This is a genomic window from Micromonospora ferruginea, assembly GCF_013694245.2.
GTDB lineage: Bacteria > Actinomycetota > Actinomycetes > Mycobacteriales > Micromonosporaceae > Micromonospora > Micromonospora robiginosa.
In genome coordinates, this window is the sequence record NZ_CP059322.2 from 2,977,351 (window position 1) to 2,994,502 (window position 17,152).

Sequence of the window (17,152 nt, forward strand, 5' to 3'; positions counted from 1 at the left end):
TACATGTCCACTGAGGAGAACCACCTCCACCCCGGGCCCGGCGGCCCGGGCGGCAACCTGTGCTTCCACCCGGGCGACGACATCGACGAGCCGACGGCTCAGCACCTCGCAGTCGGCCCCGGTGGCGGTGGTGGCCAGGCCTGCTTCCACCCGGGTGACGCGGACGGCACGCCGACGGAGCGACTCGCCGACGATCTGGCGGCGGACCTGCACCTCGCGCTGACCGGCATCGACGACCAGCAACTCGCCGTGCTGGCCTGACGCAGGTCGTGACACGGCTCGTCGAGACAGCCGGCGTCGACGGACGCCGGCTGTTTCACCGTGACTTCTGCCTCTGGTACCTCGCCCGGTCGATCTCGGTCGCCGGGACCGCCGCCAGCGCCGTCGCCCTGCCGCTGCTCGTCTACCGGACGAGCGCGTCCCCGACGCTGACCGCGGCGGTGGTCGGGCTCGAAGCCCTGCCGTACCTGCTGTTCGGGCTCTTCGCCGGCGCCGCCGCCGACCGCCTGCGGCGTCGGCGCATGATGATCGTCGCGGACGTGTGCTGCGCGCTGCTGCTCGCCACCGTGCCGCTCGCCGCGCTGTTCGACGTGCTGACCCCCGGTTACCTGCTCGTCGTGGCGTTCGGCGTGGGTTGCGGTTTCTGCTGGTTCGACGCCGCGGCGTGGGGCGCCTTCGTCCGCATCGTCGGCAAGCCGGGGGTCACCCGGGCGAACAGCCTCATCTGGTCCACCGAGATCGTGCTGGAGATCGCCGCGCCCGCCGCCGCCGGACTGCTCGCCGCGATCGCCGACCCCACCCTGGTGCTGGCCGTCGACGCCGCCACCTACCTGGCGTCCGCGGCGCTGCTCGCCCGGATCCGCACCGGGTTGGATCCAGAACCGGCGGTGGCCCGCCGGCTGCGCGCCGAGATCGCCGAGGGACTGCGCCACCTCTGGCGGACGCGGGTCCTACGAACGCTGACCGCTGCCGGTTTCGGACTCAACGTCGCCGCCGGCGGTGTGGTGGGTCTGCTCGTCGTCCACGCCGACGAGGTGCTCGACCTCAGCCCGGAGGACCGGCGCCTGGGTCTGCTCTACGCGGCCGCCGCGGTCGGCTCACTGGTCGCCGCCGTCATCCTGCCCAGGGCCAGCCGGTGGGCCGGCCAGGGAACGGTGTCCGTCACCGGGCTCGTCATCTTCGTCGCGGCCCTCGTCGGCCTGGCCGGCACGTCGGTGTTCGCCCTGGCGCTGGTGTGGTGGGCGGTCTGGGCCGTGGCACGCCTGACCGTGAACGCGAACGGCATCACCGTGCGCCAACTGCTCACACCCGACGCGCTGCAGGGCCGGGTCAACACCACCGGGCGAATGCTGGCCTGGGGCGGTACGCCGTTCGGCGCCCTGATCGGCGGGCTGGCCGCGGACGCCTACGGGGCCCGGGTCGCGTACCTTCTGTTGGCGGTGCCCGTCGTGCTCAGCCTGGCCCTGGTCATCGCCTCACCGGTGCCCGGCCTACGGATCAGGGTCGACTAGCTTGCGGCGATCGTCCGCATCCCGTGGTCGCCGCCGTGGCCCGTCCGCGCAGCGAACCGCGTCGGCGCAGGTGGCCCACGGACCATGGCAGTGACACCACGTCACATCCGGCGGTGACGCGGCGCCACTGCCGGGCCGGCGTCGTCCGCGCTGTGATGGGTGCATGTCCACCTCACCCGTCATCGACGTCAACCCGAAGAAGCCGCCCACATCGCGGATCACTGCGGCCCGCCTCGTAGCTGCCGGCGCCGCGATGTCCCTGCTGGTCGGCCTCGGCGCCTGGTCGCAGTCCTCCTCGGCGGCGCCGGCGGTCGCCACCGCCGAGGATGCGGTCACCCACGCCGAGAACGAGCGGGTGGCCAAGGGGGCCCGGTGGACACAGCACTACTTCCCCTCCTCCGACGGGTCGGACGTCGAGTTGCACGCCGACGTCCTGCTGCCCGAGAACCTGCCCGAGGGCGAGAAGGTGCCGGTGGTCCTGTCGGTGGGCGCCTACTTCGGGCACTCCGGGCAGCTCGAGGACGAGAAGCACCCGCACACCGGCCCCTCGAACCGCTTCTACGACTTCATCGAGGGCACCGACCTGTTCTCCCGCGGCTACGCGTTCGTCATGGTCGACCAGCGCGGCTTCGGCGGCTCCACCGGATGCCTCGACTTCCAGGGCCCCGGCGAGCAGGCCGACGTCAAGGCGGCGATCGACTGGGCCGCCACCCAGCCCTGGTCCACCGGCGCCGTCGGCATGTACGGCAAGTCCTACGACGCCATCACCGGCCTGATCGGCAACAACCTCAACCAGGATGCCCTCAAGGCGGTCGTCGCCCAGGAACCCATCTGGGACCTGTACCGCAACATCCGCTCCAACGGCGTGCCCCGCTCGACCATCGGCAACGTGGCCACCAGCTACAACCGGATCGCCACCCTGCCCCCACTGCCCGACGACGACGAGCGCTACCGGACCAACGCCGCGTACGAGAAGACGCACCCCTGCGTGGCGGTCAATTCGATCCAGTACCTGACCGCCGCCTACGAGTCCGAGTTCTGGCAGACCCGCGACCTGGCCCGGCAGGCCAAGGGCAGCGACACCCCGCTGTTCATCACCCAGGGCTTCACCGAGTGGAACACCGAACCCGAGGCGATGGAGGAATATCTCACCAACCACCAGGGACCGCAGCGGGGTTGGCTCGGACCGTGGGACCACAAGCGGGGTAACGAACGTGCCGCCGACGGCCGGCTGGAAATGGGCCGCGACGGCTGGTTCGCGGAAACCATCTCCTTCTTCGACCAGTACCTGCTCGGCGTCAAGCCGACGGTCGCCTATCCCCCGTACGCCATCCAGGACAACAACGGCCGGTGGCGCGCCCAGGACACCTGGCCGGTCGTGGACAGCTCGCCCACCCTCGCGCTGCCCGGCGGTCGATACCTCGACGACAGCGCCGAAGGCGACCCCGAGGTCGATACCGGCAACAGCTTCTACCGCTGGTCGCGGCCGCTGCGCCAGGCCACCCGGGTGACCGGCACCCCCCGCCTCTCCCTCACCGCCCGTGGCCACGGCAACCTGATGGTCCGGCTCTACGACGTCGCCCCCGACGGCACCGGGGTCTTCTTCAACGAACAGGTGGCGCTGGTGAACGGTGGCAGGCTCGCATTAGACCTCAAATCGAACGACTGGACCCTCGCCGCCGGCCACCGCCTCGCCGTGCAGATCGGCACCATCCAAGCCCCCGGACTGTTCAGCGACTGGACCGACACGCCCTCCAACCGGACCATCACCGTCGAGGACGTCCGGCTCCACCTCGACCTGGACGACCCGCGCGACGACCGCCCGACGGCTGGCGACCGGGCCGTGTACCTCGACACCTACACCGCTCTCTCCACCACCGGGAAGATGCCCGTCGGCAAGCCCAGCTTCACCGTCCCCGCACCCCGTCGCTGAACCCGAGATGGGACCGCCCACTCCGCTGGCACCGGCGGGCGTTTTCGGGGGCGACTCGAGTCCTCATCGATGATGCGGCCCTGACCAGCGCTGATGCTGGTCAGGGCCTCTCCTTGAGCCGCCTGACGGAATCGAACCGTCGACCTACGCGGTACGCATCAGTCACCACCGGTCAGGTCGGCAAACGCTCGCAGGTGCAGTCGCGCGGCCACCTGGGCAGCGAACCAGGCGAAGAAGTCGCTGGTCGGGTCCAGGCCGCCGCGAGCCGTGTCGCACCAGTCCCGCCGATCGAGGACCGCGAGGTACTGCCGCACCAGCTCGTCTCGCTGCCCGCTGGTGCATCCGGACCGGTCAGGTGCGTTGTCGGCCAGGTGGTCGGCGATGGTCGCCGCGTCGACGTACCTGTCGACGGTGGGTGCCTGGCGGGCCAGGTGAGCGACGTGCGCGGCGAGGACGACCGGTGCCGGCGGATAGTGCTCGAGGGTCATGCCCATGCCGCCGCAGCCGGCCATGATCCTCAGCAGGCGGCCGGTGTGGTCGACCAGCTCGTCGTCGACCTCGCCACCCACGATCGCCTCGTGCAGGTGAGCCGCGGTGGCCACCTCGCCGGCGAAGTAGCCGTTGAGGAAGTCACCGTCGCAGGCATGGCGCAGCAGCCACGAACGCGAGCTCCGGGTGCTGCTGCGGCAGAGCGCCTCGATGACGTAGACCCGGCCCCACCCGGCGACGCGTTGGGCCAGCCACAACAACGCTTCCCCGCCGTCGCGCCGGCGCCCGAGCGCTTCGGCGGCCAGCGGCCCGAACCGGTTGGACAGCAGGCCGATCGTCTGGATCAGCGGGATGTCCTCAGATGTCCAGTCCGCGGCGAGCAGCGCCAGCCCGACGGTGGCCGCGCAGCGGTCCGTGCTGTGCCGCACCAGCCACCGGCCCGTCAGCCGGACCCGCTGCCGGTCCGCGCGCAACGCCGCCGCCGTGATGTGCTCGTTGCGGTGGATCGGCACGTCGAGATCGTGGAACGCCTCGGCGAGGTCACGCGGTGACGCGTCGGGCCTGCTGAAGTGCCTGTCGAGGACGGCGGCGACGTCGGCGCCGTCGAGCCGCCGATCCTCGTGGGTGGGCGGTCGCCACCGCCGGCGGTCGTGCCGGTCGTCGTCCGGATACGGCTCCCCGTCACGCGGCACGGGTGAGTCCGGGTGCTGCCGGTGCAGCCGCAGGGCGTGGGCGAACAGGGTGGTGTGGGGTCCGGCCGAGCCAGGCGCGGTCGTCTCGCTCATCGGCGGACGGAGGACTCGATTCTGTCGATCATGGAGATGATGATTCCAGCCGGAACCGGTCCGGGCAACCGGTCCACCCCAGCTCCCGTTGCGTGACCATGGCCGCCGGTCACCGCGTACGCCACGGCGCCGACCGCCAAGGCATGTCCGATCGCGATGCGCGTGCGCACGGGTGATGCCTGCTCAGTAGTGCGCGTGGACCTGCGTCACCGGATGGCCCAGGATCTCACCGGCGGCGGTCAGTTCTTTGTCGCTGAGGTCCCAGACATGCCGGGTCCAGTTCATCGCGCTCACCTCGAACCGCGCGAATCCGACCGGCGCCTCGAAGCGCAGTTGGAGCAACGAAAGCGCTGCTCCGCAGCATGGAACCGTCACACCCAGGTCGTCGATGGTCGGTTCGTCGACACACCGCCCGCCGTTTCTCGCGATCAGCAGATCCCAGAACCAGTCCAGCCCGATGGCGGCGTCGCACCGAGGGCAGAAGACCTCCTCCATGTACTCCCCGCCATCGATCAAAGTGATGCGCTCGTGGAACACCGGCTCGACCACCTCGACATGATCGCCCGGCCCGGCGAAGAGATCAGCGATGTATTTCGCCGCGCGAGCGGCCGCCTCGGACGTCGGCTGCCATGCCGGATCCGTGGGGATTACCCGGATATAGAGGTCGCTCATCCCACCCTCTGCGTCGCGAGTCCGGCGGCATGGTGACAAGCCGTCTCAAGATGCGATGGAGGGCCGCCCCCACCGCCGAGATCGTATGGGAGTTCTCGGCGGCCGTTTGCGTTGGGTGATCGGGTGCCGCCCAGGTCGATGCACTCACATCGACACGTCCGGACGCCCCAACCCGGCGTCAGCCGGCTACGCTCCGTTACGCAGGGCGCGGCAAAACCGGGTGCTCGGATGGGCAGTCGGTCCCGACTCAGGTCGGCCTGCCCGCTACCGTCTGCGTATCGCGCCACGCTTCCAGATCCGCAGCGAAATAGCCCAGTCCTGAACAACACGAGGAGACACCGATGGCCGACGCCACCAGCGACGCCGATCCCACCGCTGACGCCGAAGCGGGAACCGAGGAGCAGCCGCAGCCCTTCGAGAACCGAGCGGCACGCCGGTCCAAGGGCAAGGCCACCGCCAACCACATCGGGGGTACCGCGAGCCGCGCCCACGGCCGTTCCGGCACGGTGCAGAGTCCTCGCCAGTACGGCAACCGTCGAAGCGGCTGATCGTCGGACCGGCTCGACGTCCACGACACGGGGTTCAGGTTCGCTCCCACCGGGCCGATCAGCGCCGCAGCGCTGATCGGCACCCGGGTGGAGACGCAGCGGCACGGCCCTGTCCGAGCCACCTGGATCGCCTCCCCGGGCGAGTAGCGGCTTGTCCTTCGAGTGCTGCTCGGGCCGTACTCCTGGACGGACGGCGTGAGCGTGTAGGCGGTCAAGCCGCGTTGCCATTCTGCGCCAGCCATTGACCGATGACTGAGAAGTCCGCTTCGGTCAGGCCCGTGTACGGGTCGACTCGGTGCAGCAGCGCCCGCGCGGGGTGATGGGCCATGACCCATCGCTGGTCGGCATCGGTTGTCTCGTCGTCGAGCCAGACGAATGATCGTCCTGCGGCCCACTGGGTCAGGAACACGGTCTTCCAGTGCAGGCCGCGCCCCGGGTCCTGGTCGCCGTCCGGCCAATCGACCACCGGGAGGTCCGGCAGCCCGAGCCGTGGCGCGACGATCTCGTTCGCATCCGCCATCCACGTCGTTGCCCAGACCAACTCGCATCCCAGGGCCAACAGCCTGCGACCGTCACGTGGGTCGAGCCGATCGAGCAGCGGATTACCGGTCCGTTCCGGTGGCTGCGTGCCGGCACCGCTCAAGGAGCTTCTGCGGCCGTCCGGCCGGGCTCTGAACGGGATCAGTGGTCCGTCCACATCGAGGAAGATCAAGGGTCGGTGGGTCAGGCCGGGCATCACGCTCGAACCGTATCGTGGCGCCGATCCGGGCACCTGCCCCCTTCTCGGTACGGCCGAACGTCGAGCCGCACCAGAAGCCGGATCACCGCTGTGCGACGCCGGGGGTGGGGACACCGACCCGAACCGCCTCGATGAAGCCGCCAGGTGGCAGGTAGCGATGCTCGTCAACGTAGTGACCGATCAGCGCCGGTGCGGCGAAGTTCGTCCCGTCCCCACCGGTGAGCCAGATCTCGCCGTTCCCGCGGGCAACATCGGGAGCCTCGTAGAACCGACCATCCGCCCGGCGCGGAGGCTCGGTCACAGCCAGGCAGAACTGACAGTAGTGGTACCCACGCATGAGCCGTACCGGACTGGCGCCGAGACTCACCAAGCGGTCCCGAACGTCTTGCGGGCAGACTCCTGTGGTGAAGGGCATGCTCGAATCCAGCCAACCGATGGCGACGGCGTCCGGGGCACCCGGGTAGTAGTCATAGGGCGCCAGATCCGGGATGTGCGTCACGCGTCGATCATTGCACTCGGGCACGGACCTACCGCACTCCCATCGGCAGAGCCGAGAGCGCTCACTATGTCCCGGCGGCCACGCACGCGGCGGGGATGCAGCCGGACGATCCCGTCCGGCCGAATTCTGTGTTCGGACCCGGCGGTGTCCTGCCCACGCACGAGCGGAAAATGGACGGCATGCGAGAGGTGGCATTCTCCCCAGACCTGGCCGTATCCGATGTCGAGGCGCTGCTCGCCGTGGACCTGACCATCGGAGGCCCGACGGTCAGCGAGGGCGACCCGGAGACCGGCGAATGGACCGCCACCAGCGGCGACGGCTTCCGGATCAGGCCGATCTGGGAGAGCGACGCGTTGACCGGCGTGTACGGGAGTGCCTGGACCGACGCGGAGGAGGCGGCGACGGAGAACCTGGCCCTCGTCGTCCGGGAGTTGGAGCGCCGGTGGGGCCCCCACCGGTCGGTCTCCATGCGGGTGCCGTTGTTCCGCGCCCAGGCCGGCGAGCCGATGCCGCCGCTGTTCCGGGCGTTGTGCGACGCCGACTGCTACGGGGACCTGGCGGTGTGGGGCCCGGTGGCCGCCGACCGGCGATGGGTGGCGATGTCCGTCAACCAGTGCGACGGCGACGCCCCGATGATCATCGTGGCGGTGGTCAGCGACCGACCGATCGTCGAACTGCCGGACTGACCGGGCGGCGTCTTCGTGTCAAGCGCTCCGTACACCGGACGAGGCTGTGGAACAGACGCAGGAATGCGTCGGAGGCCGTGCGGTGCGTACAGTTCCGGGTCGGACTTGGGGTGGCCGGGAGGATCCGGCACAGGGAACGGGACGAGACGACGACGCATGACGCCGGACAACATTACCGAAACAGGTCACCACGGCATCGACCGCGAACGGCTGGAGACCTGCCTCAGCGTCTTCGAGGCGTTGGAGTCCCTGCCTCCCGATCATCCCGACGTGGTGCGGGTGCAACGGGCCACCGCGAAGCTCTACAAGGTGATCAAGCAACGGCGACGCGAGGAACGGCGGGATGCCATCGCGGCGGCCGACCGCGCGGTGACGGCGGCCACCGCCACCGGAGCCCCGGGCCGCATCGACGACGAGACCCAGGGCATCCCGCTCGCCTCCCCCACCGTCGGCGCCACGGCCGGATTCCTGCACAATCCGCGCGGCTGCTACGTCTGCAAGCAGCGCTACCACGAGGTGGACGCGTTCTACCACCAGCTCTGCCCGCCCTGCGCCACGCTCAACCGGGAGCGCCGCGACGCCCGCACCGACCTGACCGGCCGGCGCGCGCTGCTCACCGGCGGCCGAGCCAAGATCGGCATGTACATCGCGCTGCGGCTGCTGCGCGACGGCGCGCACACCACGGTGACCACGCGGTTCCCGCACGACGCGGTCCGCCGATTCGCCGCGATGCCGGACAGCGGGGACTGGCTGCACCGCCTGCGGATCGTCGGGATCGACCTGCGCGACCCCGCCCAGGTGATCGCCCTCGCCGACTCGGTCAGCGCCCAGGGACCACTCGACATCCTGATCAACAATGCGGCGCAGACCGTCCGCCGCACGCCCGGTGCGTACGCGCAGCTCGTCGCCGCGGAGGCGGCGGCCCTGCCGGACGGCCCCCTGCCGGAGCTGATCACGTTCGCCAAACCTACCGGCCAAAGCGACCCGGCGGGAATGATCGCCCCGCCGCAGTCGGCCACGGTCACCCCGCAGGCGCTCACCGCGCTGGCGCTGACCAGCGGCTCCGCCTCGCCGGAACGGATCGCGGCAGCCACCGCCATCGACGCCGGCGGTCTGGTGCCGGACCTCGACCCGGTCAACAGCTGGGTGCAGCGGGTGCACGAGGTGGACCCGGTCGAACTGCTCGAAGTGCAGCTCTGCAACGTGACCGCGCCGTTCGTGCTGGTCAGCCGACTGCGACCGGCGATGGCCGCAGCGACCGCCCGCCGGAAGTACGTGGTGAACGTGTCGGCGATGGAGGGCCAGTTCGCCCGCGGCTACAAGGGGCCGGGGCACCCGCACACCAACATGGCCAAGGCCGCGCTGAACATGCTCACCCGAACCAGCGCCCAGGAGATGCTGGCCGACGGCATCCTCATGACCAGCGTCGACACCGGCTGGATCACCGACGAGCGACCCCACCCGACGAAGATGCGGCTGGCGGACGCCGGCTTCCACGCCCCCCTGGACCTGGTCGACGGCGCGGCCCGGGTCTACGACCCGATCGTCCGCGGCGAACAGGGCGAAGACCTCTACGGCTGCTTCCTGAAGGACTACGCGCCCTGCGCCTGGTGATCAGCACGCCCACGACCACCCATGCCTGCCGGCGCCCGCTGCGCCCGCCTCTCCGAAATGTCGATCTCGGACGCGATCGGGAAGCCCACGTCGTGGTGACCTGCACAATTCCGCGGGACGCGCTCGTGCGAGCGGCGTCCGCCGGCCCTGAGCCGAGGTCCGGCTCGCTCGGCCACCGCCGGGGACGTGACACGATGGCCGTGTCCTGCGCCGCCGGTGGCCGGGCACGACAATGATGGAGTCGGGATGGCAGAACTGGCCGGCGCGCCCGTTCCGGGCTTGACGAGGCTGTGGACACACGATCCGACCACCGCCGGTCGTTATCGGCTGCTCGGCCGGCTGGGCGCGGGCGGGCAGGGGGTCGTCTATCTCGGCGAGGACGACGCCGGCAACCGGGTCGCGGTCAAGGTGGTCAACATCGACCTGAGTGATCCACGGACGCGGTCGCAGTTCGTGAAGGAGATCGCCGCCGCGCGCCGCGTCGCACCGTTCTGCACCGCGCAGGTGCTCTTCGCCGAGGTGAACGGTGAGCAGCCCTATGTGGTCAGCGAGTTCATCGAGGGCCCGACTCTGCACCGGCACGTGCGCGAGCGCGGCCCGGTGACCGGCAACGCCCTGCATCGACTCGCGGTCGGTACGGCCACCGCGCTCGCCGCCATCCACGGCTCGGGGGTGGTGCACTGCGATCTGAAGCCGGACAACGTGGTGCTCGGGAAGGACGGCCCTCGGGTCATCGACTTCGGCATCGCCCGTGCGCTGGGCGTGACCGAGACGGCGTCCAGCCGGGTCATGGGCACGACTGCGTACATGGCGCCCGAGCGGTTCCGCAACGACGCGGTCGGTCCGCCCTGCGATGTCTTCGCCTGGGCGGCCACGATCGCCTTCGCCGCCGGCGGTTCTCCACCCTTCGGCAGCGATTCCCTCTTCGCCGTGATGCACCGGGTGCTGCACGATCCACCCGAGCTGCCCGCGTTGCCTCCCGTGCTCGACGAGTTGATCCGGGAGTGCCTGGCCAAGGATCCGGCGGATCGGCCGGATGCCGAGCGGGTGCTGGTGCGGTTGCTCCGGCAGGACGCCACGGTCACCGCGCCGCTGCCTCGGGAGAGCCTCCTCGAGGTCGGCAACGACACGGCGGGCGCACCGACGCCGAACCACCCGCTTCCGCAACCCGCGCCGACGGCACCGCAGCCGCGCCCCACATCGCCGCACGCTCCGGCTCGACCGACGGTTCCACTCCAGGGCCCGCCGACGCCGCCGGCACACCTGACGGCGGTGGAGCCCCGCGTCGGTGCCGGGCCCGGCGGAGCGTGGCGACGGATACGCGGTGAGGCCCTTGACGCCTGGGGCATCTCGACGGCGATCTTCCTCGGTTCGGCGGGTGCCGCCGCCGGCTACGTCGCGTCGAGCGCGATCGGTCCGGCCGCCGCGGCCGGGGCGGTCGCCTTCGTCGTGGTCTACCTGGTTCGGCTCCTGGTCGCGGCGGCGGTCGGCGGTGGGCCCGACCGCGGGTGACGCGCTGCGGTGGGGTGTGGGCCGCCGGCTGGCGCCGGATCGATAGGTTGACTGCCACCAGCCGCCCGCCGAGGAGGACCTCCCGATGGCCTTGTCCGCTACGCGTACCCGGCAGTGGTTGCCCTACACCGCCGCCGTCACCGCCGGACTGGTGGTCGTCGCCGGGGCGTTCGTCTTCGTCCGGCAGCGCGAAGCGGGCGGCGGAGAAGCCCACGGCAACTGCGCCACCGTCCTGGAGGTGAACTCCTCGACAGAGAAGGCGGCGCTGGTGATCGACCTGGCCGAGCGGTACAACCGCAGCGACCGGTCGATCGACGGGGGTGGCTGCGCCCGGGTGCACGTCAGCGCGCTCAACTCGGGCCGGGCCACCGAGGCGCTGGCCAGCGGCTGGACCGGCACCGGCCTACCACAGCCGCAGGTCTGGCTGCCGACGTCAAGCCTGTGGACCGGCCAGCTCCGGATGCTCGACCAGGCCGCCGGCCGGGCGCCGCAGACACCGGACCGGTACCCGTCGATAGCCAACAGCCCGCTGGTGATCGCGATGCCGCGACCCAAGGCCGACCTGGTGCGCCAGCACGGACCGCTGGGCTGGGGAGAGATCCTGGGCCTCTCCGGGCGGAACGGGTGGGCCGGCTTCGGCAAACCGGAGTGGGGCCGCTTCACCTTCGGCAAGGACAACCCCAACCTGTCCACCTCCGGTCTGGCGGCGACCATCGCCACCTACTACGCGGCGGTGCAACGGTCCAGCGACCTGACCAGGTCCGATCTGGCCGACCCCGCGGTCACCCAGTTCGTCCGCCGGATCGAGGCCAACGTGTCGCACTACAGCGACGACTCGGTGGACCTGCTGCGCAGCCTCGCCGAGGCGGACCTGTCCGGCGGCGCGGGCAGTACCGGCGACATGAGTGCCATCGTCCTGCAGGAGGAACTCGTGGACCTCTACAACACGGGTGCGCTGAGCCCCCGGCAGGACGGGCAGGAGCGGGGTCGGCGGCCGAACGTCCCGCTCGTCGCCGTCCATCCCAAGGAGGGCACCTTCAACCTGGACCATCCGTTCGTGGTGCTGCCCTCCGCCGATGAGCGGCAACGCGCGGCGGCGGCCGACTTCCAGGACTTCCTGACCGAGGACGCCCAGCAGGAGAGCTTCGCCCGCCTCGGCTTCCGGGACCACGAGCGCCGAGCCTCGGCGGAACTGCTCGCCAGTGTCGGCGCCGAGCCCACCGGCGGCCTGACCTACTTCGAGCCCCCGGACCCCCAGGTGGTCGGCGCGATGCTCGACGGCTGGCGCACACTCCGCAAGAAGGCCAACATCCTGCTGGCCCTGGACACGTCGGGCTCGATGCAGGTGACGGTCGGCACCCGCACCCGTTTCCAGGTCGCCTCGGCGGCGGCGGGCAAGGGTCTCGCGTTGCTCAACACCGAGGACCGGGTGGGGCTCTGGTCGTTCTCCTCGGAGACCAAGCAGCGGCCGAAGAGCCCGTACCGGACGGAGGTTCCCCTCGGCGAGTTCGACCAGAAGCGGATCAACAGCAAGATCGCCGGCCTGCACGTCGCGGGCGGCACCGCGCTCTACGCGACGGTCCGGGCCGCGCACCGAGAACTGCTCGACCGGTACGACCCACAGCGGATCAACGCGATCGTCGTGCTCACCGACGGCAAGAACGAGTACGGCAAGGACAACGATCTGGACCGGCTGCTCGCCGAGGTCGCCCTCGATCCGCAGCGCCCGGTGAAGGTGTTCTGCATCGCCTTCGACCGCGAGTCGGACTTCGCCACGCTGGACCGGATCGCCAAGGCGTCGTCAGGCAAGGCCTTCGACGCGACCGATCCCGCCAAGATCGATGAAGCGTTCGTCAAACTGGTCAGCAGCTTCTGAGGCTCCGCCGAGGACGTCGCCGCCGGGCGCCTTCGGGGCATGCGCCGAAGGTGGTCGCGGGGAACTGATGCGGGGCGCCGCTTCCTCGCCTAGGCTGCGTCCCATACGCATCGAAGATGGTCGATGATAGGTGTAGGTGACCGGGGCCAGTTCACCGCCAACCACCGGCCTCGCGCCCACCGATCCTGATTGGAGTACTCCGATGACGACCTGGCGTCCAGCTATCGCCGCGGTTACCGGCCTGTGCCTCACACTCGCCACCACACCAGGCCCCGCCAGTGCCGCACCCGCACCCCCGTCGCCTCGGCGCACTGTTCATGTTAACGCTCACACCAACCCGCTCGCCGGCCCACCCGGCGCGCCCCTCGGGGTCTGCCCGGGCGGCACCGGGTACGGCCCGCCCCTGCCGGCCAGCTCCTTGTCCGCGACGAAGATCCAGAGCGGGTTCTCGTTCCTCGAAGGACCGGTCTGGATCGCCGACGGCGGCTACCTGCTGATGTCCGACATGGCCGCGGGCACCGGGCCGAACAACGTACAGCCCTCCACGATCCGCCGGTTCACCCCGCCGTCGACCTTCGACACCTTCGTCGCCGACGCCGGCAGCAACGGCCTGGCGCTCAGCCCCGACGCGCAGCAGATCATCGCCGCCACCCACGACCAGCGGAGCGTCTCCGCATACCGGCTGAGCGACCAGACCCGCCGCACCGTCGCCGCCGACTACCAGGGCCGGGCGTTCAACTCACCCAACGACGTCACGGTCCGTTCCGACGGCGTCGTCTACTTCACCGACCCCACCTTCCAGCGCGGCAACCGACCCGACCAGATGAGCGGACGTACCAGCGTCTTCCGCGTCTCCGGCGGCCAGGTGTCGCTGGTGGACGACCGGCTGCGGCAACCCAACGGCATCGCGCTCTCCCCCGACGGCAGCACGCTCTACGTGGGCGCCTACTCCGATAACAAGATCTACAAGTACGTCGTCCGGCCCGACGGCAGCACCGGGGCCCGCAGCGTCTTCGTGAACTACCTCGGCGGTCCCGACGGGGTCACCATCGACTGCGCCGGCAACGTGTACTGGGCCTCCGGCTCGGACGGGCTGATCCACGCCTTTTCGCCCGCCGGCGCGCAGCTCGGCACGATCCGCTCCGGCGGCGCCGGCACCACCAACGTGGCGTTCGGCGGACCCGACCGGCAGACCCTGTACATCACCTCCGGCCGAACGAACGACTCCGGGCTGTACAGCGTGCGACTCAACGTCCCCGGCTACCCGTACTGACCAAGCACCCCGGAAAGGAAGAGCACCCGTGCGGATGACTCCTCGAAAGCTCCGACACCGCGTCCCGCTCGCCCTGCTGATCTGCGCCGGCACCCTTCTGACCGGCGTACCCGCCAACGCCGCGCCGGCGACCGGGAGCCGGCCGGCGGCCCGGCTCGCCGCCGACACCAGCCCGCCCACCCGGCCGACCGGCCTGCGTAGCACCCGGTTGACCTGCCAGTCCGTCACGCTCTCCTGGTACGCCTCCCGGGACAACGTCGGCGTCGCCTTCTACGACATCTACCACGACGGCCAGCTCGTCACCTCGGTCTCGGGACGGACGCTGACCGCCACGCTCAGTGTCGTGCAGGGTGTCACCTGGGGCTGGTACGTCAACGCCCGCGACGCCGCCGGCAACGTCTCGCAGGCCAGCTCCACGCTCTCGGTCACCCCGCCGTTCTGCCAGCAGGACACATCTGCGCCCAGCACACCGACCAACCTGGCCGCGACGGTCAACGGCACGGCCGTGACCCTCACCTGGTCGGCCTCCACCGACAACGTCGCGGTCACCGGCTACACCATCCTGCGCAACGGTACGGCGGTCGGCTCCACCACCGGCACCGCCGGCAACCCGCCGGCGACCACGTTCACCGACACCGGGCTGACGCCCGACACCGACTACCGGTACACGGTGACCGCCCGGGACGCCCAGGGCAATGTCTCGGGGGCGAGCGCCGTGGTCACCGCGCACACCGGCTCGGGCTGCACGAGCCCGGTCTGCGGCGCCACGGCGATCACCACCGAGAAGGACCTGCCCTGGGGCCTGGTGCAACTGCCCGACGGCACGGTCCTCTACGGCCGGCGCGACCTGTTCGACATCGTCGCCATGAGACCGGACGGCACCGACAAGCGCAGCATCGGCACCGTGCCGAACGTGGCCGGCACCAACGGCGAGGGCGGCGTGCTCGGGCTGGCCGTCCCGGCCACCTTCAGCACCGACCGCTGGCTGTACATCTACCACACCACCACGACCGACAACCGGATCGTGCGCATCCGCTACGACGGCACGCTGCAAACCGGCACCGAGCAGGTGCTCGTCACGGGGATCCCGCGCAACAAGTACCACAACGGCGGCCGGCTACGCTTCGGCCCCGACGGCAAGCTCTACGCCTCGGCCGGCGACGGACAGGACCCGGACGTGGCCCAGGACACCGACAACCTGGGCGGCAAGGTGCTGCGGCTCAACCCCGACGGCACCGTGCCGGCGGACAACCCCTTCGGCAACTACGTGTGGAGCTACGGCCACCGCAACCCGCAGGGACTCGCCTTCGACTCCCAGGGTCGACTCTTCGAGCAGGAGTTCGGCAACAACGTCATGGACGAGACCAACATCATCGTCAAGGGCGGCAACTACGGCTGGCCCGCCTGCGAGGGCACCTCCGGCGACTGCGCCAACCCGAACTTCAGGGCCCCGGTCCGGACGTACCCGGTGGCCGAAGGCTCATGCAGCGGCATCGCGATCGTCCGGGACGTGCTCTACATCGCCTGCCTGCGTGGCAACCGGATGTACCGTGCGGAGATCAGCGGCAGCACGCTCACCAACATCCAGCAGTATTTCGTCGGGACGTACTTCCGGCTGCGCACCGTCGAGCCGACCCTGGACGGCAACCTCTGGCTGACCACGAGCACCGGCGGCGACAAGGACAGCATCCCGAACAACAGCAACGAGAAGATCCTCAAGGTGACCCTCGGCGGGGCAGCGTCCAGCCCCACGAACTGAGGGCGAGCCGGGGCTCCCGCACCGCCAGCCCTCGGAGGGTGCCCGCGCCGCGCGGGCACCCTCCGGCCGTTCCTGGCTGGTACTGCAACGACATGTCGGCCTACCTGTTGAACTCGCCCTCAGTCTTCGCATTGATGAAGCCGCGAGTCCTGTCCGGCACCTCCAAAACCGAGAACGGTTGGGCTACGACCAGAATTGCCGACATACTTTCGCATCCAGGATGCGTGTTGACGCCCTCACTCCCATCGGCCGAGACCTCAATCCTGCGCCGGATGCAGATCCGCTCGCAGGGGCCAGGTTCGCGACCTGGTAATGGTGGCTCGCGTTGCCGCCGACTGCGGGCCGCATACTAGCGATACCAGGCCGTTCCGGACCCTCGCCGATGTGGACGAGGATCGAAGATCTAACCTCGAACACGCCTGATCGGCAGCAAACCGAAGCGCGCTTTTAGCAGTCGCCTTTCAAAATTGTCTCACCAACCCCGTCCAAGACGTTACGATCAGCCGACCGGGCCGAATTCCTCGTAAAGGTTGCGGAGCTGATCGGAGTTCATGTCGCGTACGTCCCAAAGCAACTCCGCCATCTGACGTGTTGCCGCATCCACGGGCTTTCGAACGTTAACAAACTCGATATCGAGCAGCGCCGACAGTTCATCGGGCCGGAAGCCGAGCACAGTCGCGAAACCGAATAGAAATTCCGGACTAATATCTTTGCGGCCGGATCCAAAAGCGTGTATTGTTGCCGCCGACAACGGCCCGATTCGAGCTAAACGATACAACATCTTCACCGAGTTTAAGTTGTTCAAATTTCGGTTACGAAGCATGCCGACGATCATCGATCCCGGCCCGTAGGGAAAGTTGTCGCGCTTTCGGACCATCGACGGAACCGAGTCCCGTCGTGGCACCGATCTCGCCACCCCGAGAAGTTGCTCACGCCGCTCCGCGGGCAGGCGAAGAGCCGTTCTCACGAGACGATCCAAGATCGAATCAGCCGGAGTCGAGGATGGCGCAAGGTTGTTCGGCACTTCGATGCCGGCCAGCACGAAGAGATCAGCCGCATGCATACCAAGCGCATGCGCAAGGCGCTGAAGGCCCGGTTGACCGAACACGTCAACCTTGAAGGCCGCTTCAATCATGGACTGATCAACTCCGCCGACTCGCATCAAATCGCCGAGGCCCTCACCGCGAGCCCGGGAAAGCCGCTCGATCATCGCCAGGAAGTTCGCCCGATCCGCCGTGCGTCCATCACGATTCATT

Annotated in this window: 15 protein-coding genes; 10 read left to right on the forward strand and 5 right to left on the reverse strand. The window is 69.7% G+C overall.

Annotated elements, in window-relative coordinates; translation table 11 throughout:
• Positions 1-3: 3 nt before the first annotated feature.
• The 3 genes from H1D33_RS12640 to H1D33_RS12650 all read left to right on the forward strand — a co-directional run bounded on the left by H1D33_RS12640 (position 4) and on the right by H1D33_RS12650 (position 3,444).
• Positions 4-261 (forward strand): hypothetical protein, encoded by a 258-nt coding sequence (locus tag H1D33_RS12640; RefSeq protein ID WP_181567875.1) that lies wholly within the window; start codon positions 4-6, stop codon positions 259-261.
• 8 nt (positions 262-269) lie between these two features.
• Complete coding sequence (locus tag H1D33_RS12645; RefSeq protein WP_181567874.1) at positions 270-1,511, forward strand: MFS transporter; 1,242 nt, start codon at positions 270-272, stop codon at positions 1,509-1,511.
• A gap of 163 nt (positions 1,512-1,674) precedes the next feature.
• Positions 1,675-3,444, forward strand: coding sequence for a CocE/NonD family hydrolase (locus tag H1D33_RS12650; protein WP_181567873.1), 1,770 nt, complete (start codon positions 1,675-1,677; stop codon positions 3,442-3,444).
• A 158-nt stretch (positions 3,445-3,602) separates the two neighbouring features.
• Here H1D33_RS12650 and H1D33_RS12655 read toward each other — a convergent pair whose 3' ends face one another.
• Both H1D33_RS12655 and H1D33_RS12660 read right to left on the reverse strand, forming a co-directional pair.
• Entirely contained in the window at positions 3,603-4,718 is a 1,116-nt protein-coding gene (locus tag H1D33_RS12655) for a hypothetical protein (RefSeq protein WP_181567872.1), read from the reverse strand.
• A gap of 183 nt (positions 4,719-4,901) precedes the next feature.
• Positions 4,902-5,390: a hypothetical protein gene (locus H1D33_RS12660; RefSeq protein ID WP_181567871.1), complete on the reverse strand. Its 489-nt coding sequence runs from the start codon at positions 5,388-5,390 to the stop codon at positions 4,902-4,904.
• Between the two features lie 341 nt (positions 5,391-5,731).
• On the opposite strand from H1D33_RS12660, the gene H1D33_RS12665 reads away from it, so the two are divergent.
• Positions 5,732-5,938 carry a hypothetical protein gene (locus tag H1D33_RS12665; RefSeq protein ID WP_181567870.1) on the forward strand — a complete coding sequence of 69 codons (207 nt, stop codon included), beginning with the start codon at positions 5,732-5,734 and terminating at the stop codon, positions 5,936-5,938.
• A gap of 211 nt (positions 5,939-6,149) precedes the next feature.
• Here H1D33_RS12665 and H1D33_RS12670 read toward each other — a convergent pair whose 3' ends face one another.
• Together H1D33_RS12670 and H1D33_RS12675 are read right to left on the reverse strand one after the other, a co-directional pair.
• Positions 6,150-6,674 carry an HAD domain-containing protein gene (locus H1D33_RS12670; RefSeq protein ID WP_181572767.1) on the reverse strand — a complete coding sequence of 175 codons (525 nt, stop codon included), beginning with the start codon at positions 6,672-6,674 and terminating at the stop codon, positions 6,150-6,152.
• 85 nt (positions 6,675-6,759) lie between these two features.
• The gene (locus tag H1D33_RS12675) at positions 6,760-7,176 is read right to left on the reverse strand and encodes a DUF7919 family protein (protein WP_181567869.1); all 417 of its coding nucleotides are present in this window, start codon (positions 7,174-7,176) and stop codon (positions 6,760-6,762) included.
• Positions 7,177-7,355: 179 nt separating this feature from the next.
• On the opposite strand from H1D33_RS12675, the gene H1D33_RS12680 reads away from it, so the two are divergent.
• The 6 genes from H1D33_RS12680 to H1D33_RS12705 all read left to right on the forward strand — a co-directional run bounded on the left by H1D33_RS12680 (position 7,356) and on the right by H1D33_RS12705 (position 15,896).
• Positions 7,356-7,862 (forward strand): hypothetical protein, encoded by a 507-nt coding sequence (locus H1D33_RS12680; RefSeq protein WP_220138666.1) that lies wholly within the window; start codon positions 7,356-7,358, stop codon positions 7,860-7,862.
• Positions 7,863-8,018: 156 nt separating this feature from the next.
• A complete protein-coding gene (locus tag H1D33_RS12685; protein ID WP_181567867.1) occupies positions 8,019-9,476 on the forward strand; it encodes an SDR family NAD(P)-dependent oxidoreductase in 1,458 nt (485 codons plus the stop codon).
• Positions 9,477-9,722: 246 nt separating this feature from the next.
• Positions 9,723-10,988, forward strand: a complete 1,266-nt coding sequence (locus H1D33_RS12690) for a serine/threonine-protein kinase (protein ID WP_181567866.1) — start codon at positions 9,723-9,725, stop codon at positions 10,986-10,988.
• 85 nt (positions 10,989-11,073) lie between these two features.
• The gene (locus tag H1D33_RS12695) at positions 11,074-12,864 is read left to right on the forward strand and encodes a vWA domain-containing protein (protein WP_181567865.1); all 1,791 of its coding nucleotides are present in this window, start codon (positions 11,074-11,076) and stop codon (positions 12,862-12,864) included.
• A gap of 418 nt (positions 12,865-13,282) precedes the next feature.
• Positions 13,283-14,137 (forward strand): SMP-30/gluconolactonase/LRE family protein, encoded by an 855-nt coding sequence (locus H1D33_RS12700; RefSeq protein WP_246411408.1) that lies wholly within the window; start codon positions 13,283-13,285, stop codon positions 14,135-14,137.
• A 34-nt stretch (positions 14,138-14,171) separates the two neighbouring features.
• Entirely contained in the window at positions 14,172-15,896 is a 1,725-nt protein-coding gene (locus H1D33_RS12705; protein ID WP_181567863.1) for a PQQ-dependent sugar dehydrogenase, read from the forward strand.
• Positions 15,897-16,395: 499 nt separating this feature from the next.
• On the opposite strand, the gene H1D33_RS12710 is transcribed toward H1D33_RS12705, so the two are convergent.
• Positions 16,396-17,151 (reverse strand): hypothetical protein, encoded by a 756-nt coding sequence (locus H1D33_RS12710; RefSeq protein ID WP_181567862.1) that lies wholly within the window; start codon positions 17,149-17,151, stop codon positions 16,396-16,398.
• Between the last annotated feature and the right edge of the window lies 1 nt (position 17,152).

What these genes read in the sequence shown, in the direction of transcription:
- H1D33_RS12670 (WP_181572767.1), bottom strand. Translation starts at nt 6,674, where the DNA reads ATGCCCGGCCTGACCCACCGACCCTTGATCTTCCTCGATGTGGACGGA.
- H1D33_RS12665 (WP_181567870.1), top strand. Translation starts at nt 5,732, where the DNA reads ATGGCCGACGCCACCAGCGACGCCGATCCCACCGCTGACGCCGAAGCG.
- H1D33_RS12695 (WP_181567865.1), top strand. Translation starts at nt 11,074, where the DNA reads ATGGCCTTGTCCGCTACGCGTACCCGGCAGTGGTTGCCCTACACCGCC.
- H1D33_RS12680 (WP_220138666.1), top strand. Translation starts at nt 7,356, where the DNA reads ATGCGAGAGGTGGCATTCTCCCCAGACCTGGCCGTATCCGATGTCGAG.
- H1D33_RS12660 (WP_181567871.1), bottom strand. Translation starts at nt 5,390, where the DNA reads ATGAGCGACCTCTATATCCGGGTAATCCCCACGGATCCGGCATGGCAG.
- H1D33_RS12710 (WP_181567862.1), bottom strand. Translation starts at nt 17,151, where the DNA reads ATGAATCGTGATGGACGCACGGCGGATCGGGCGAACTTCCTGGCGATG.
- H1D33_RS12690 (WP_181567866.1), top strand. Translation starts at nt 9,723, where the DNA reads ATGGCAGAACTGGCCGGCGCGCCCGTTCCGGGCTTGACGAGGCTGTGG.
- H1D33_RS12655 (WP_181567872.1), bottom strand. Translation starts at nt 4,718, where the DNA reads ATGAGCGAGACGACCGCGCCTGGCTCGGCCGGACCCCACACCACCCTG.
- H1D33_RS12650 (WP_181567873.1), top strand. Translation starts at nt 1,675, where the DNA reads ATGTCCACCTCACCCGTCATCGACGTCAACCCGAAGAAGCCGCCCACA.
- H1D33_RS12705 (WP_181567863.1), top strand. Translation starts at nt 14,172, where the DNA reads ATGACTCCTCGAAAGCTCCGACACCGCGTCCCGCTCGCCCTGCTGATC.
- H1D33_RS12640 (WP_181567875.1), top strand. Translation starts at nt 4, where the DNA reads ATGTCCACTGAGGAGAACCACCTCCACCCCGGGCCCGGCGGCCCGGGC.
- H1D33_RS12685 (WP_181567867.1), top strand. Translation starts at nt 8,019, where the DNA reads ATGACGCCGGACAACATTACCGAAACAGGTCACCACGGCATCGACCGC.